Origin of the sequence: Achromobacter sp. 2789STDY5608615 (assembly GCF_001298995.1) — a bacterium.
GTDB classification, from domain to species: Bacteria; Pseudomonadota; Gammaproteobacteria; order Burkholderiales; family Burkholderiaceae_B; genus Achromobacter; species Achromobacter insuavis.
This window is the reverse complement of record NZ_CYTY01000011.1, coordinates 164,250-179,417: the sequence shown is the minus strand read 5'-3', so window position 1 is coordinate 179,417 and position 15,168 is coordinate 164,250. Positions and strand designations below refer to the sequence as shown.

The following is a 15,168-nucleotide window of genomic DNA, read 5'->3' as shown; positions in this document are numbered from 1 at the left end:
CCCCCCCCTGGGCATGGCGCGGCGCCGGCCAGGAAAACGCCGATGGGCGACTGGCGGTATGCTTGGCCCACGCGCAGATATCCCGGTGCGCGTTGCCCATTTTTCCAATCCACGCCGCCATGATCCGACACGCCCTCGCGCTCTCCCTGCTGCTCTCTCCCGCCCTGGCACTGGGCGCCTCCACGCCGGACTACATGGGCCAGTACGACCGCTGCCTGCGCGACGCGGGCGTCACCAACAACGGCACCGTGGGCGCCTGCGCGGAAGGCGTCTCGGCGGCCGCCAAGCGGGAAATCAACGCGCTCTACGCGCGGATCCAGGCGCGCCTGGCCAGCGATTTCCCGCAAGACGCGGCCAAGCTGGAACAGACCCAGAAGGCCTGGCTGGTCTATCGCAACGGCCAGTGCGACCTGGCCGGGGCGCATGTCGGCTCGCCCATGTACGAGTACTGCCCGATGCTGCTCAATATCAGCCGCGCCGCCGAACTGCGGGAACTGGCGGGCGACTGAACGGCACGACGCGCCGGCGCTTGCCGTGTCGCGGCGGGATTGGTAACTTTGCGGTGCTCGGCCTCGCGTTCCCCGTTTTTCGCACAGGACAGCGCCCGCCATGACCATCGTCGTATACGCCGCCAACGCCCGCACCCTTTGGGAAACCATCCAGGCGGACATCGCCCCCATCAACGCCCGCACCACCACCAGCGGCAACAGCTGGCGCAAGGACGACAGCGGCCGCGCCACCAAGATCTACCGCGCCACGCCCACCGGCCAGCATGACGAACGCGCCTACTTCGTCGGCACCGTGCGCACCGGCCAACTGATGCTGCTGGACCTGCTGCCCGGCAGCGAAGCGCTGACCTGGCCGCTGTTCGGCGCCCTGCATGGCCACCTGTCCGGCATGCTGCTGGCGACGTATCCCGACGCCATCCTGTCGCTGAACCTGTTTCCCAACAAACCCACCGACGCATAAGAAACCACGCTGTGCTGCTGTTATCCGTATGTGTACTGGCCGCCGCGTCGCTGGGCGTGCTGACGTGGCGCATCGTGCGCCGGCCCGCCGGCAAGACGCGCGGCGACATGGCCCGCTCGGCCGCCGCCGGCGCCGCCCTGTTCGCCGCGCTCGGGCCGCCGATAGGCACCCTGGTCTTCGCGCTGTTCATGGCCATCTCCACGATAAGCGTCGAGGCGCTGTTCACGTCGATCTTCCTGGTGCCCTGGTCATACCTGTACGGCGGCGTGCCCGCGCTGCTGTGCGGCCTGGTGGCGGGCGCCTGCCGCCCCGCCGCCGTGTCATGGCGCTCGTATTGCTGGCCAGGGTTGCTGGGCGGTCTCTACGCCTTCGTTTTCCTGCTGGGCTTTGCGGTGCGCGACTACACCCTGCCCGAGCTGAGCTTTCCGCTGTTCCTGGGCGGCCTGCCCGGACTGATAAGCGGCGCGGCCTGCGCGCGGGTGTTTTACGGCAAGCCGCAAGCCCCCGCCACCGCCGCCACCTGATCCATGCCTGCCCCACCCTGTTCTCCAATCACCCAATGGAAACACCCATGACGATCTCCCTGCCCCGCCTGTTCGCCGCCCTGGCCGCCAGCCTCTGCGCCGGCGCCGCCCTGGCCGCTCCCGCCACCTCCGTCGCCACCGCACAGGCCAAGCTGTCCGCCATGACGCCCGCCTCGAAAATCGAGTGCCACGCCGCCGGCAGCAACGGCGCGCAATGCAGCGCCGACGGCTACACCGTGATGTACCTGGACAACTGCGGCGAAGGCGCCGCGTTCGGCTCGATCGCCGCCGACGGCGGCGTTGATTTGAATGACCGCGTCGACGGCCAGGGCAAGGTTGTGGCCCACGTGATGGATCGCCAGTTCGTCTGCATTCCCGCCATGGTGCGCAAGGGCGAGGAACAGCGCCACTACGTGATCGCCGTGCCCACCGCCAGCGTGCCCGCGTGCCGCGGCAATGACCTGTGCAAGGACGCCGACCTGCCGGTGGAATGGAAACAGGCCAAGCGCGGCCAGGCCTGCGAACGCACCAAGGCGGGCGACTACCAGGGCGACTGCGCGGCCGGCTGGGTCGACGTCGGCCAGATCGACCAGTACGAAACGCTGGCCCCCGCCAAGCCGGCCCGCTGAACGCCATGACGCGCCGCCTCGTTCCGTATGTCCTGCCGCTGCTTGCGGCGCTGTCGGCTCCGGCCTGCGCGCTGGCCGCGAACGTCGTGGCGCAGCCCGATCCGCAAGCGCGCCAGCGGGTGGACCTGAGCGTGCGCATCGAAGGCGCGCCGGGCCCCTTCGAGCGCATCGACGGCCACGCCGACTACCGGGTCGAGAATCCGGACTGCGTGCCTCTGACCGCCGTCACCGGCGCCACGGTCGTTCCGGAGCAACGCGTGCCCGTCGCGTTCGAGCCCGCCGCCGATGGCGGCTATCGCGCCGAGATCCTGCTCGACCGCTTCCGCGACGAGGACTATTACGGCCAGGGGGTATGCCATTGGGCGCTGGTCGGCGTGGCCGCCGATCTGCGCCATGGGCAGGTCGACTTCAGTCCGGCGATCCACCTGGCCGACATCGCCGCCGGCCGCGACGTGGTGAAGCACTTTTCGAACAAGTCATACGCCAACGCCGGCAACGCGCGCATCGACATCGGCGCCGACAGCGCCAGCGCCTTCAACGATCCGCAGGCGACGTTCCGCATCCGGCTGCACGCCGCGGCGCGCTAGGCCGCGCCGGCCATCATGTCCCATCAATTGCCGGCGGCGCGGCGCAGTCTGTCCAATTCGGCGCGGTTCAGGCGCTTGGCCTCGTCCTCGGCGTAATCGCGCTCGCCCACTTCGTACTTGCCGTCATACAGGCAGCTGCTGCGGCTCACCCGGCATTCGAGGCTGACGCGCGACGAATCGGGACCGGATGACGACGCCGGCGCCGACCAGACATTCAGGGGGGAGGAGGAAGAACAGCCTGCTGCGAGCCCGGCAAGCAACAACATCAATGCGCCGCGGCCAAGTGATTGAATCGACAACAATTTACCCTCGCTCGACAAGAAAAGCCTGAGGCCTCTTTATAACAAGCGAGGGAAATACGGTACAGACGCTGCGGTACAGACGCTGCGGAACAGACACGTTAGTCCGGGGCCTATCCTGCCTCTGTCGGCCGCCGTGCCGCTCCGGCGGCATTCAACCCTTCCGCCCCATCAAGATTAATCAACCGATTGATCAACCACTTGATTAATAAGGACATTCCAAAGGGAGCAAAATGAAAAAACCCCGAGACACAAGCATGTCTCGGGGTCGTGGGACAGTGTCGGCGCGGCGCCAATCACCATCCGAATAGGGTTGGTGCGAAGGAGGGGACTCGAACCCCTACGCAATCCAATGTTCATGCGGCTTTGCGGCCTCATGTTGTCCGTAAGCTGTCATTCAGGCGGGAGGGCCATGAGCCCTTCCGCCTTTTTTCGTTTGGGATCTGAGCGCCGAACCTATACTGGACCTTCCCCCTGGTCAGGAGCGCATCATGTGCGGTCGCATCGTCCAGAAGTCAGGCCCCATGGACTACGTGGAGCGCCTATTCCCCAATCCCCGCCGGATCTTCTCCGACCCGGCCGGGCCGGACTACAACATCCCGCCTGGCAGGCAGCCGCTGGCAATGCACCAGCTTGCCGGCGAGTTCGAAGTCGAACGCCTGCCATGGGGATGGCGCCCCAACAATTCCAAGTACCTGATGTCGAATGCCCGCCTGGACAAGATCCTGGCCGGCGCGTGGCCGTGGAAGATGCTTCTCGGGCGCGGGCGGATCCTCGTGCCGGCGGATGGCTGGTATGAATGGAAGCCGCTAGGTGACGGCCCCAAGCCCCCCCCCAAGCAACCCTACTTCATACACGCGAAGGACAATGCCCCCCTGTTCTTCGCTGGCCTGAGCGACTGGAAGCCAGGCGCCGAGAAAGACGAGGCTCACGGCTTCGCTATCGTCACCAACGACACCGCGGGAGGCATGGTCGACATCCACGACCGTAGAGCGGTCGCGCTCCCTTCCGACCTGGCGCTGAAATGGATCGACCCCGACCTGCCCACCGCGCAGGCGGTCGCGCTGCTCTCGCAAGCGCTGCCCGAAACCGCCTTTACCTGGCACCCAGTACGTCAGGAAGTGGGCAATTCCAAGTACAAGTTGCCCGATGCAATCGACCCCATTTAAAGCGGAATATACTGGATATAAATACAGTGTTTTCCGCTATGCCGTTCAAAGACCCCTTATCCGCCGAGCAGCTGCGCGCCATCCGTGAACGCCAGCCATGGAATCCCGATGTGATCGCCCTTCTGTGGGAGGTCAAACGGCTGCGCTCGGCCCTACTGCGTCTGCATCAGGTGTCCGGCGACCTGAAGCGGCCGGCAAGCCTCATGGGTGAGATCTACGACGACCTGATGGCAAGTCTGGCCGCAGAACCCTGTGTTATCGAGCGCGACCAGATGACGGCGGAGCTACTGGAAGAGCCGCACACACTGCGCAAGGGGTTGGGGCCACGCTAGACAAGCACTTAGTCCCTTGCGGTCGATGCCACAGGTATGGGGAAAAGTTAATGCCCGCCCGGCGCACCCCGAGCTGCCAGCAACAATGACAACAACAGAGCAAATGTGACAAAATGCGTAATTCCGCCGGTCAACATCGCGGCATTTCGCCGACCGAAACTCGCCCATGCAGCGAGGCCCCCATAGAGCAAACGATGATTTGGAAGTTGCTGAACCGCCGTCAAGCTGCGCGTCTAACTCTGCCTCGCACCTTCACTCGAGACACAATGTACTCGTTGATTGATGCGATGCTAGACCAAGGCGAGGACTGCCGACACTCACATATCCTGCTCGACTTCAGCAAGCTTGAGCAGATCCAGGTGGGTGGAGTTGCCACTCTTAGCAATATGATCGAGGCATCTCGCAAGGCAGGGGTCAAAGTCAACTTCACAGGCGTGGCGGGTTGCAAAGCCGCACCGTTCCTGGAAGGCTCCGGCTTCGTTGCCCAGTATTGTGGAGGTGCGTCAGTAGGAACGAAACGGAATGCTCCGCACGCACCATTGCGTCTTGTGGAGTACAGTCGGAGCGCGAGCTACCTACTAAGCGAATTAGTCCCTTGGTTAGGGTCGGTCCTCAAGGTGGAGGATCGGGCGCTGGCTACCATCAAGGTGTGCTTCGAAGAAATCTTCAACAACATTGAAGATCACTCTTCAGTCAACGTAGGGTGTAGTTGCGCGTACTTTGATAGGGCAGCGAAGCAAATCACTATTTGCATCTCTGACATTGGCGTCGGAATCCCAAAAAATGTCCGGTCGAAGATGGAAATTGGGACAGACCAAGGCGCGATCGCCATGGCCTGCCAGCAAGGTTTCACGACGCAGACCACACCGCGCAACATGGGTGCGGGGCTGCACGTTTTGATCACCAACGTTGTGGCTCGTAACGGCGGCTCTGTCATCATTCATTCAGGTTCGGGGATATACTCTTGCGTAAGGGAACGAGTTGGCGTCGTCAAGAGAACGGGGCGAGCCGCCAGAGGCTTCTACCCAGGAACCTTGATCTATGTCACCTTGGACACGGCTCAATTCGTACCCGATGAAACTGAGGAGAAATTCGAATGGGAACTATCCGAGTTCTAGAGCACGTCGATCAGTGCTACAACAGTGCGGATGGTCAGGTCATACATGATGTCGTCCTACGCGCCCTGCGCAGTGACGAATCGGTGACCGTTTCCTTCTATGGAGTCGACTCGGTGCCGTCTTCCTTCGTCAATTCGGCGTTGATTGCGCTGCTCAAGGATCTTCCGTTCACCACAATCAAAGGGCGCTTGCGGTTCGTTGATACGAACGCACAGATCAACGACATGATCAGGTCGCGCTTTGCATTCGAGGTTGAAAAGAGAAATCGGCCCCTCGACACGACACATTAGTTTGGACCCCAAGGCCGCATCAAATGCGGCCTTTTTCTTCCCTCCGATTGTTACGCGCGCTATTGCCCCCTACCTGGCAGCCGCCGGCTGTCGCAAAGCCGGCGCCAAGACTCGTTCCCTCTCAACACTTGGCGCCGAACAGACGCCGGCGTCTGGTCTACCTGCGCAGCGGAGTCGAAATAGATCGGCCGTGCATGGTCGCAGTACTCAACGCCCACTCTGGCCGGGGCCGCGCACCCACCCAGACTTAAGCCGATCAGAAACAGCATCATCGTCCATACGGGCCACTTCGTCCTCCACATTGCGCACCTCCTGGCGGGCTTTCGCCGCCTGTTCGTTGATTCGGTCGTTACGCTCCTGGCGCTCGTCCGCGCGGCCGGCGCTGCGCCCACGCAGGTAGACCAGCACCACTGCGGCAACTGCCGCCGCCGAGGCGATGACGTAGCCCCAGGTCCGTTGCATGAATGCAGGCATGGTCAAGCCTCCAAGGCTGCCGTGGCCTGGGCATACAGCGCCGGCCAGGTCTGCGTATGCGGGCGTCCAGGCCGCCAGGTGCGCAGGTACAGCGCCCACGCCGCGTCCGCGTCGCCGACCGGCGGCAGCGCCTTCGGATCGGTCCAGAGCAGCAGCCGCGCCACGCCGGCGGCCAGCACGTCGTCATACTCCAGCGCGCCGTAGATCGCATCCGGGTCGCCGGCCACACTGCGCGCCTTGCACAACGCCGCCAGGTGGTCCTTGCTCGCCGCGTGCAGGAACACGCCCCAGACGCCGCCGCGGCTCGCCCGCGTACCCTTCTCGAACTGCCAGAAGCCGCGGGCCGGTCCACCGATCTGGCGCCGGTGCACGAAGCGGCTTTCCTGCAGGCCGATGGCCAGCAGCATCACCCGCGCCTCGGGCGTATCCATCCGCGCCGGCAGCAGCGCCAGCCCCAGGTTGAGGGCGGTATCGGTGATCATCTTCAAATCCATTGTTCAGCCCTCCCCGCCCGACCGCAGGCCCAGCAGCTTGGCTCGCGCTTCGGCCAGCCATTCCAAAAGCCCCTTTTGACGCATGCTCGCCATCCACCGCATGTACGCGCCCAATACCCACCACGCTGGTAGACCTGCAAGCAGCATGCTCGGCCCCAGGACGTAGAACTTCGCCAGCAGCGCGTCGTCGGATCCGGCGCCATGGTGGGCCAACCAAGTCATGGCATCCATCAGGCCAGGCTTCCACGCGATGACTGCGCCGGCCAGGGCCGGCCCAAACATGAAGGAACACGCGACCGTGCAAACGGTGCGAACGGTGAACTCCCGCGCGGTGCGGGGCGGCATGATCAGCAGCCCGAGCATTGCGGCCACCGCGGCGGGAATGCCGTAAGCCATTGCGACCTTCAAGGCCGCCAAGCCACCCAAACCGGTGGAACTCGGTTCCATTCGAATACTCCCTTGATGGGTTCGCATTGCTGCCTCCCGTTGTGTGGACGAAAAAAAACCCGCCGAAGCGGGCATCTATTTGCAAATCAAGCCGATCAGAGAGAGACCGGCGGCCGAGGCTCTGCCATGAGGATGACGCCATTGGGCGTGACCCCCGCAATCTCGCCGCCACTCTCGCCCCACGCCTCGTATTCGCCTGGCGCCAGTTTCACGGCGTCGGATGGCATGCCGTCCTCGCCGTGCACCTCCAGTGAATAGAATCCCTTCTTTTCCTCGCTGTAGTACATATCCATCTTCTTCCCCTATCGCCCTATAACTCGATACCTGACCACGACATTCCACGGCGTCGACGTGGACGAATTCCCACGCCGCAGCGTCACCCCAGTGGTGGTCAATGTGTCCGTCATCACGGAGCAGCTAACCTGTGTCGGAGCAGGCGTTTCCACGGATATAGCGATACTCAGTGCATTAGCCGTGAATGCCATAGGAAAGGTCACCACCGCATCTGACGTGCTGTTCGCAGGTAACGTGACGAGCGCGACAACCCCCCACTGCTCAATGATCCCACTCGGCAGAATCTGGAATCCGTTGAACGTGGCCGAATAGTTAGTACCCTGAAATGCCGCTCTCAACGACGCGGGGCTGAGCGTCGTGTCACTACTGGTGAGCCCCTGAGCCTCCGGCGTCGTAGCGCGCCGAGAGATCCCAGAAACCAATGTTGTTGCCGGAACCGCGGCGACGCCAGCGACGACGGATTGCACAAACGCTGTGGTCGCAAGCTTCGTCGAGTTATCCGCTACGACAGGCGTTGGTGCGGTTGGCGTCCCGGTCAGCGCCGGCGACGCCGCCAGCGCGGCCACGAACTTGGCCTGCAGCGCCGTCAGGTCGCCGTTGTCCAGCACGTCCTGGCCGGCCTTGTCGGCGATGTACTGGCCGATCATGGCGGCCACGAACGAGGCCTGGCGCCAGACGGTGTTGAGTTCCTTCGATTTGGCCGTGCCGGCCGAGAAGCCGCCCAGCCTGGCGCCCAGCGCCTGGTAGTCGGGGGGGAGCAAGCACGTTGGCGCCGGAAACGGTGCCGAACGGAAGAATCTGATTGATAGCCACTGCTATCTCCTATGTTTGTATGATTTCACCCCAAACCCCGACATCGAAACCAGCGATGTACTGATTGCCGACATCGAAGCCAAATAATGGGCCATCTTCATCCGGGACAATGTAGTAATTCACTCGAACGCCTTCTGGCTTGATCGGGATGTACCCGCCAGTGAGCAGCGCAAGAAAGATGGCCGTCGGCCGTTCCCCCGACACACCGATATCGATGGACATGTCCCCGTTGTCCTGGATGAACACATAAGTGCCCGTGCCCCCAAAGATTAGGTTCAGAATGGCCGCAGACCCTTCAAGGGTGCCGCCCCAGTGATTCGCACCAATCTTTGCGCGAATTAGAAGACGGTAGGTCTCGTCGTCCAGCGACGTCACGCCACTGTCAGGGTCAAACGGCCCCTGCCATACCCCTTGATCGAAGCCCAGGCCATCCATATCGAATGAAAAATAGACCCCTTCCAGTGGTGTTCGCACGTTGCGTGAAATACCCACCCACTTCCCAACCGCATCAAGTTGGACGCCAATGGCTAGGTCGAGATCGTATGCGGCAACCATCTGCCCGTAGCTTTCCTGCGCGCTAACGAAGCACCGAGAAACCGCTTCGACCATGGCAGAGAATTTTGGTCTTCCTCGATGGAAGGCGGTAATAAGGTCCAGGTACTTTTCAACGTCTGCCATGTCAGGTCACCGTTAGCGTCACGTCGGCGGCAGTCATGCTGGCGGCTTCATTGAAAGCGAGAGCGCAATCGGGCGTTCCCGCTCCTCCAGGCCCACTCAGCGTGAGTGCGGCCAGCTTGAACGCCACACCACCCCCAACAGCGTTCGCGACAGAGAGTGCGTCACCCCACTCTACCGACCCGCTGGCGCCGCCGCCTATCTCCAAGCCATTGACATAGTCGGCGATCGCTTGCTTGATTGAATCGCCGACGGTTGTGGTGTAGCCCGTCAGGGCCTTGATCGTCACCTCGACAGTGATCGCAGCGTCCGTCGGGCGGAAGAAGCTAATCGGATGTGCGATCCCATAGATGTCCGTCACGATCTCGGTCGTGGTGCCATAGGTGCCCGTTCCCGGTGTCTTTTTGGCTGCGATAGCCTCGGCGATTTCCATGGCGCCGCCACCGTCAACCACCATCGAGATGCTGTGAGACGGGATGCCGTTCGAATCTGTCGAATTCGTATCGTTCTCGTAGGCCCTGTACCGCACTACGCCGTCCACCGATGCCACGGCACCGACGGTGCCTTCCAGCACAGTGCGCGACGGAAGCGCTACTGAAACCGCTTGGCGCTTGCGCAAGGTGGCGTCAAATTCTACGGGCTGACCTGGCGTAGCCGCCGTCGGGTTGATCACCGTCTGCCAACCTCGCGTCGGGGTGGCGATCTTCGTCAGCGAACCCGACGGCGCGCTGATTGAGCCAATCGTTGCGCACCTCGCAGTGACCGTGATCTGACCAGACAGCGGAATCGTCACAGATGCGGGCAAGTTCCATCGGTTTTGCAGCTGGGCGTCCTGCACCACGCCATCGGTGATGATGGCGCCGGCTTGGCCGACAATGTCCACGTCGCAGGACGAGAACGAAGCGGCCGCGCGCGCGATACCGTTGATCTTGACGTTGCTCGAAAGCGCAGCACCTTGGGCGCTAGACGGGCTGAACGAGGTGAAAACCTGAATGGCGGCATTGTTCGTGTCGTTGATCGCCATGGCAATGATCGACAGAAACTGGCCATCCTGGCTATCCGGCTCAAGGTAGACATCGGCACCAAAGATCGACTGATACTGCGCCTTCAAGAAATCCAAGATTTCCTGATACGACGGCGCCGAAATGCCTGTAGCGGAAATGACCGCGGCGGTGCTGGTGATCATAGTGTCGTCGTGATGGTTGTTTGGCCGTAGGCCGTGCTTATAGTCGCGGCGACAGATAGCGCGCGCGTATCTGCGTTCCTGGTGCTCGAATAAGCATCGATCTGGGTGACCCCTTGGGTGTCCAGAATTCGCGCCTGGATGACGCTGTCATAGCTGTCCTGAGTGTACTTTCCCAGCACGTCGGTGCGCCATGGCGTCCCCTCCCTGTTGTCCAGGAACCACTGCCCGGTGAAAAGCTCCAAGCGGGTCAACACTGCCTGGGCCACAGTCTCAGGCGAATCCCGGTAAAAGTCGGCCTGCTGCTGGCCAAACGAGTAATCCCCGTCGGCTGTCAGTCGTCTATATCGCATTGCTGCTCCTAGTTCACCGAGCCCGAATTGCCGCTGCCCGTCTGCACGCCGTTGTGGGTATGGCGGTCGTCGATCACCTTGCCGTTCGACGTCAGCGTGCCGATGAAGTTGATCGCCCCGCTGATGGTGGTCGCAACCCCGCTGGCGATCGATCCAATCATGCCGGCTGTCCAGGTCAACAAGCCGTTGATAGTCACGGCTCCCGAGAACGTCGCCAGCGGCGCCGTAACGTCAAGACCACCGGGCGCCACGATGCTGATCTTCTGCGTCCCCGGGTTCAATTCGAAAAAGGTTGATCCGTCATTGCTGCGCAACTGCGTCGCCGCGGTGCTGACGTTGCTGATCATCTTGGCCTGGGAGAACGGACCCACCAGGGCGAATCCGTCAGCCATGTCGTGCATGCGCGGCTCTGTCGGCGCCTGCGCCTGGCCGGATTGCCACCAGGCATCGATCGCGCGCGCCGAGAACACCACGATGCACTCGTCGCCGGCAGCGATGGGGAAGGTCAGCGTGCAGCCGCCGCCGCGCGGGAAATAGACCGGAACATCGACCAACAGCGGGTACTCCACCGCTGCCACGCCGCCGTCAGGAGCTTGCTGCACGCCCTGGATTGCCGGCTGTACAGAGACTGTCCCTTGCGCCGCATCGAAGCCCTGCACGATGCCCGGCAGAGATGTCCAAATCCCTGCGCGCGTGCCCCGGAAGGCCGCGCGCAAGGCTTCTTCGGGGTCGCTATATCGCTCTCTGCTATCCATTCACAAACCCCAATAATGCCGCATTCGGCGGTCCCGGATCGTCACGCGCGAGGCAGACGATTTCTGAATACCATTCCTGCCCCCTGGTGTCGCCTGTATGGTTCACCGACAGCACGCGGTAGAACCCGTCGGCGTCTGTCTGCGGGACGAAATTGACCGCCGTGTAGTCCACGGATATCACTGCATCCTGAATGGACGCGTTATCCAACTGAATAAGGCGTCCCGGCGCGATCGCGGGATTCAGCAAGCACCGCACACTGATTCCACCGTTCAGATTCTTCTGAGGCATGCCAACCATGCCAGTCTTGGACGTCAGAACAGTAGCCTCACCGTCGATGTAGCCGTACAGAGGCACGATGTTCAGCTTGCCGTCCTGCACATACCAGCTGCTGTTCAAAGCCTGAGCCAGCACCTGTAAGTGGTCGCGGATCATGCCAAACATCGCTTTTCCCCGCGGCGCTTCCGTGCTTGGGAACTCTGGAGCGAACCCAGCGCTAATTCCGTAAGGCCTCAGTGCCTTCAGAATCGCGTCGTACATATGTTGGATCTTCCAACCTGCCGCGAGCGTCGTGTTGATGACGCCGAAGTTGTAGGCTTTGTCCCCGTCCACTGCGGCTAGGTCCAAATAGGTGTTCAGCGTATCCTCTCGGCCCAAGCGCTTTTGCACTATGTCACCTGAAAATATGGTGCTCATCGCGCCGGGGTAGCCGGCCTGCAACTGAACGCGCGTGAATTCGTCCCTGACCCTGAATGCGGTCTGGCTGGAAAGATTGTTCACTCGAATGCTCGCGCGGTGTGGCGTGCGGATGTCCCCACGGATAACCGCGAAGCGCAGACGGAGTTCCGAAATGTCCAAGCCATTGCCGGCGTCGTCTGCCAGGATGAGGGATGCCTGGCGCAGCCACTGGTCTGCCATGCGCTACTCCGTTATGAAATACAATTTTCCCTCTGTTCCGAGGTCGGAATAGTCGGGTACTGCAACGATGTCACCGTCCACCAGCACGACCAGCCGGCCGCCAATCCCCAGGTGGCGAAACTGCCCGAGAAGGTCGGCGCCGGTCACTAGCGGGATGCCGGACACGAGCGGTACCGAATTCGCGTCAGCGACGTCCAGCACCCATCCCGTGCCACTGCGCCACATCAGCGCCAGGTTGTAGATGATGCCCGCGAGCGTGATCGTGAACCGCTGGGAATCTGCGGATAGGGGAATCTCGTAAGCAGTCATAGTCCAATCGCAGCGCCGATCGACCCGGCCTTGTACAAAATGCTCTCGTTCACCTCCTTGGGCTGCTTGACGCCAGCATTCACGGGAGGGGCCGTATCAACGGGGTAGGCCTGCGCGACTTTTGGTGGCACCCTCACCGTCGTCACCTGCACGATGATGACTTGCCGCAGCTGCGCCTGGACCAACAAGATGTCGTTGGTCTGCTGGTCCGTAGTGACCTGCAGCGACCGGATCAGCATGTTCTTGTACGCGCGGCGCTTGGTGATCACGTCGAATGGCTGCCGCTGTTCCTGCATTTCCAGCAGCCGGCGGTAGACCCCGTCAACGCTCACCAGGCCACCGTCCCGGATGATGTCGAAGATGTCGCGTGATCTGGACCACCCATACCGGATGACCAATTCCGCGGGCATCTTGAATGAGTGGTCCGAGATCGCCGCGCCTTGCTCGACCGGGTGGTCGGTAATGGCGACCTCGTCGCGGTGGACTTCCTCTAGGGAGACCTGCGGAATGACCTCACCCAATGCCCGATTCGTGCGCAAGAAGATGTCGGAAAGGATGTCGCCTATCACTGCACCGCCCCTCTTAGGTTGCGCACTAGGCGCTCATTTACCGAACCCTGCTCCCGCGCTACGGCCTGGCCGGCTGCCTGCGGATCGGATACCCCATGGATGTGGATATCCGTCTTCTGGCTCACCTGCGCGCCTGCACCGCCGACAAGCCCGGAAGAGCCGATAGCCTCGTCGATCTGATCACGGCTGTACGGGTTGTATCCGTTCTCGTGCTGGATGATCCCCCGCATCAGCATCGACAGGGCCGCCGGGTCGGTCTGTACATCAAAGCGCTCATTGGGATCTATACCCATGAAACCAGACAGAAATTGGATATAGCCCTCGGTATTGTTCTCTCCGGGCGGAGCATATTTACTGATCAAACTCCGGAGATTGTCCAGACCCCTCGACCCGTCCAATCTCAGCTGGTTGGCGAGGGCTTGCAAACCTTCGCGGGCGGTCTTCCACTTGGCGAACCGTCCCTCACCGCCCTCGCGCGTGGCGCCGCGCTGCCCGACGAAGTTCAGGTTGCCGGGGTTGTTGTTCCGGATACCGCGCGCTTCGCCAGATCCAGCATTCCGCGCGCGGCGGTCTCGGATAATCTGCATTGCGCCGGGGCCATCACCAGACAGGAACCGTTCGACGATGCCTCCGATGTCCTTGGCCTCTTGGATTGAGCTGTCGATGTACTTCTTCGTGTCATCGAAGCCCAGGAACTTCGCCAGCTTGTTCAGGGCATCCGCCAGTTTGTCGACTGCCGCGACCGCCTGGTCGATTTCCTTGGTCCAATTGCCCCAGTCGATTAGAGACTTGCCGCCGTTCTTCCAGACCTGATAATCGTCAAACAGCAGCGCCAGCGCGCTGGCCAACGCAATGACTCGACCCACAGGCGACATCGAGAATGCCAGGCTCAGCGCGCGCCAAGCCACAGCGATCAGCCCAATAGTCTTGAGCAAGTCCTTCGACGCTTGGTCTGCGCTCTGGAACCACTCCACGACCGCGCGGCCGGCATCCCAGATACGCCGTGCAATTCCCAGCAGGATTTCACCCACCTTGACCAGCACCTGCACCACTTTGACGATCCCGCCGCTGATGTCGTCGAAATTGGACACGATCCACTGGCGGAAGCGCCGAATCTCGTCTGACAAGCCGCCAGCGAGTTCCGAACCGGCTTTCTTGAACAAGATGTCGGCCGCTGCCCCGAGCGTGCGCAGCTCGACCATAAAGCCGTGCGCCGCCTTCGCCGCCTTGTCTGAATCCAGATCGGCCGCGCGGAGCATGTCCCGATACTGGCTGCTGAACTCGCCCAACTCCTGCTGCAACGCCATCAGGGTCCGTTCGTCGATGCCGAGGAAATCGGCATACGCCTTGGCCCGGTAATAGGGCATCTGCTTGAGCCGGGCGCCGAGGTCCGTCAGGATCTCGCCGGTATCCCGTAACTTGCCATTGGCCGTCTGCGTCTGCACGCCCAGGCCGTGCAGGAACGAGGCAGCGCCAGGCGACGACCGCATGAAGCGGCCCAGCGATTCCACTGCGTCGCGCGCGCCAGCGCCAAACTGGCGCGCGGCGAAGTCCAGAGCCTGGATGGTCTCGACGGACGCCTTGCTGCGCTGAGAGGCGAAATACAGCTGCTCCAGGCTGTCCGAGATCTTGGCAACGCCAGCGACGACGGCGGTCGCCGCAGCAGTGATGGCGGCGCCCAGCGCCACCGCCTGCACTGTGGCCGCGCCAATGGTGTCGACAAATCGCTTCTGACCCTTCTCGTCGATCTTGAAGCCGAGGCCAACCAGAAACTCTTTGATCACATCTGCACTGGCTGCCATATCAGGTCTCTTCCATTTGCCGCGCGTGGGCCCGGTTTTCTTCCATCACGTCCAGCGCATCGTTCATCAGCGCGATGTCGGCAAGATCGATATCGCCTGATTTCAGGCTTTCGAATTGGCACATGCCCTTAATCACGGGGCGCAGCAACCAATCCTCACCCCCTGGA

The 15,168-nt window shown here is 62.1% G+C and carries 24 protein-coding genes; 9 read left to right on the top strand and 15 right to left on the bottom strand.

The window, feature by feature from the left end; translation table 11 throughout:
* Positions 1-119: 119 nt before the first annotated feature.
* The 5 genes from AOZ49_RS12295 (at position 120) to AOZ49_RS12275 (ending at position 2,709) form a co-directional block, all read left to right on the top strand.
* Positions 120-509 (top strand): lysozyme inhibitor LprI family protein, encoded by a 390-nt coding sequence (locus AOZ49_RS12295; protein WP_054429990.1) that lies wholly within the window; start codon positions 120-122, stop codon positions 507-509.
* A gap of 100 nt (positions 510-609) precedes the next feature.
* Positions 610-969 (top strand): hypothetical protein, encoded by a 360-nt coding sequence (locus AOZ49_RS12290; RefSeq protein WP_054429992.1) that lies wholly within the window; start codon positions 610-612, stop codon positions 967-969.
* A gap of 11 nt (positions 970-980) precedes the next feature.
* Complete coding sequence (locus AOZ49_RS12285; protein WP_054475605.1) at positions 981-1,493, top strand: hypothetical protein; 513 nt, start codon at positions 981-983, stop codon at positions 1,491-1,493.
* A 47-nt stretch (positions 1,494-1,540) separates the two neighbouring features.
* Entirely contained in the window at positions 1,541-2,122 is a 582-nt protein-coding gene (locus AOZ49_RS12280; protein WP_054475603.1) for a hypothetical protein, read from the top strand.
* A 5-nt stretch (positions 2,123-2,127) separates the two neighbouring features.
* Positions 2,128-2,709, top strand: coding sequence for a hypothetical protein (locus AOZ49_RS12275; protein WP_054475601.1), 582 nt, complete (start codon positions 2,128-2,130; stop codon positions 2,707-2,709).
* A gap of 23 nt (positions 2,710-2,732) precedes the next feature.
* On the opposite strand, the gene AOZ49_RS33960 is transcribed toward AOZ49_RS12275, so the two are convergent.
* Entirely contained in the window at positions 2,733-2,858 is a 126-nt protein-coding gene (locus AOZ49_RS33960) for a hypothetical protein (RefSeq protein WP_006395902.1), read from the bottom strand.
* Between the two features lie 641 nt (positions 2,859-3,499).
* Here AOZ49_RS33960 and AOZ49_RS12265 point away from each other — a divergent pair.
* The 4 genes from AOZ49_RS12265 (at position 3,500) to AOZ49_RS12255 (ending at position 5,917) form a co-directional block, all read left to right on the top strand.
* A complete protein-coding gene (locus AOZ49_RS12265) occupies positions 3,500-4,177 on the top strand; it encodes an SOS response-associated peptidase (protein WP_054475598.1) in 678 nt (225 codons plus the stop codon).
* Between the two features lie 38 nt (positions 4,178-4,215).
* Positions 4,216-4,509: a hypothetical protein gene (locus AOZ49_RS12260; protein WP_054475596.1), complete on the top strand. Its 294-nt coding sequence runs from the start codon at positions 4,216-4,218 to the stop codon at positions 4,507-4,509.
* Positions 4,510-4,622: 113 nt separating this feature from the next.
* Positions 4,623-5,627, top strand: coding sequence for an ATP-binding protein (locus AOZ49_RS32505; RefSeq protein ID WP_156355646.1), 1,005 nt, complete (start codon positions 4,623-4,625; stop codon positions 5,625-5,627).
* A complete protein-coding gene (locus AOZ49_RS12255) occupies positions 5,606-5,917 on the top strand; it encodes an STAS-like domain-containing protein (protein ID WP_054475594.1) in 312 nt (103 codons plus the stop codon). The genes AOZ49_RS32505 and AOZ49_RS12255 overlap by 22 nt, the downstream gene beginning before the upstream one ends.
* 207 nt (positions 5,918-6,124) lie before the next feature.
* Here the strand turns inward: AOZ49_RS12255 and AOZ49_RS12250 are convergent, their stop codons facing one another.
* The 14 genes from AOZ49_RS12250 to AOZ49_RS32495 form a co-directional block, all read right to left on the bottom strand.
* The gene (locus AOZ49_RS12250; protein ID WP_054475592.1) at positions 6,125-6,391 is read right to left on the bottom strand and encodes a hypothetical protein; all 267 of its coding nucleotides are present in this window, start codon (positions 6,389-6,391) and stop codon (positions 6,125-6,127) included.
* A 2-nt stretch (positions 6,392-6,393) separates the two neighbouring features.
* Positions 6,394-6,885, bottom strand: a complete 492-nt coding sequence (locus AOZ49_RS12245) for a hypothetical protein (protein ID WP_054475590.1) — start codon at positions 6,883-6,885, stop codon at positions 6,394-6,396.
* Between the two features lie 3 nt (positions 6,886-6,888).
* Positions 6,889-7,332, bottom strand: coding sequence for a hypothetical protein (locus tag AOZ49_RS12240; protein WP_054435073.1), 444 nt, complete (start codon positions 7,330-7,332; stop codon positions 6,889-6,891).
* 95 nt (positions 7,333-7,427) lie between these two features.
* Complete coding sequence (locus AOZ49_RS12235) at positions 7,428-7,625, bottom strand: hypothetical protein (protein ID WP_156355645.1); 198 nt, start codon at positions 7,623-7,625, stop codon at positions 7,428-7,430.
* A gap of 9 nt (positions 7,626-7,634) precedes the next feature.
* Positions 7,635-8,387 (bottom strand): gp53-like domain-containing protein, encoded by a 753-nt coding sequence (locus AOZ49_RS32965; protein WP_054475586.1) that lies wholly within the window; start codon positions 8,385-8,387, stop codon positions 7,635-7,637.
* 61 nt (positions 8,388-8,448) lie between these two features.
* Complete coding sequence (locus AOZ49_RS12225; RefSeq protein ID WP_054475584.1) at positions 8,449-9,117, bottom strand: DUF2612 domain-containing protein; 669 nt, start codon at positions 9,115-9,117, stop codon at positions 8,449-8,451.
* A 1-nt stretch (position 9,118) separates the two neighbouring features.
* Positions 9,119-10,300: a baseplate J/gp47 family protein gene (locus tag AOZ49_RS12220; protein ID WP_054475582.1), complete on the bottom strand. Its 1,182-nt coding sequence runs from the start codon at positions 10,298-10,300 to the stop codon at positions 9,119-9,121.
* Complete coding sequence (locus tag AOZ49_RS12215) at positions 10,297-10,650, bottom strand: contractile injection system sheath initiator (protein ID WP_054475580.1); 354 nt, start codon at positions 10,648-10,650, stop codon at positions 10,297-10,299. The genes AOZ49_RS12220 and AOZ49_RS12215 overlap by 4 nt, the downstream gene beginning before the upstream one ends.
* A gap of 8 nt (positions 10,651-10,658) precedes the next feature.
* Complete coding sequence (locus AOZ49_RS12210) at positions 10,659-11,405, bottom strand: Gp138 family membrane-puncturing spike protein (protein ID WP_082380417.1); 747 nt, start codon at positions 11,403-11,405, stop codon at positions 10,659-10,661.
* Positions 11,398-12,321 (bottom strand): phage protein, encoded by a 924-nt coding sequence (locus tag AOZ49_RS12205; RefSeq protein ID WP_054475577.1) that lies wholly within the window; start codon positions 12,319-12,321, stop codon positions 11,398-11,400. The genes AOZ49_RS12210 and AOZ49_RS12205 overlap by 8 nt, the downstream gene beginning before the upstream one ends.
* 3 nt (positions 12,322-12,324) lie before the next feature.
* Positions 12,325-12,630, bottom strand: coding sequence for a phage baseplate plug family protein (locus AOZ49_RS12200; protein ID WP_054475575.1), 306 nt, complete (start codon positions 12,628-12,630; stop codon positions 12,325-12,327).
* Positions 12,627-13,199, bottom strand: coding sequence for a phage baseplate protein (locus AOZ49_RS12195; protein ID WP_054475572.1), 573 nt, complete (start codon positions 13,197-13,199; stop codon positions 12,627-12,629). The genes AOZ49_RS12200 and AOZ49_RS12195 overlap by 4 nt, the downstream gene beginning before the upstream one ends.
* Positions 13,196-15,001 (bottom strand): hypothetical protein, encoded by a 1,806-nt coding sequence (locus tag AOZ49_RS12190; protein WP_054475570.1) that lies wholly within the window; start codon positions 14,999-15,001, stop codon positions 13,196-13,198. Before AOZ49_RS12190 ends, AOZ49_RS12195 begins: the two co-directional genes overlap by 4 nt.
* Before the next feature lies 1 nt (position 15,002).
* Positions 15,003-15,149 (bottom strand): DUF6889 family protein, encoded by a 147-nt coding sequence (locus tag AOZ49_RS32495; protein WP_156355644.1) that lies wholly within the window; start codon positions 15,147-15,149, stop codon positions 15,003-15,005.
* Positions 15,150-15,168: the final 19 nt, after the last annotated feature.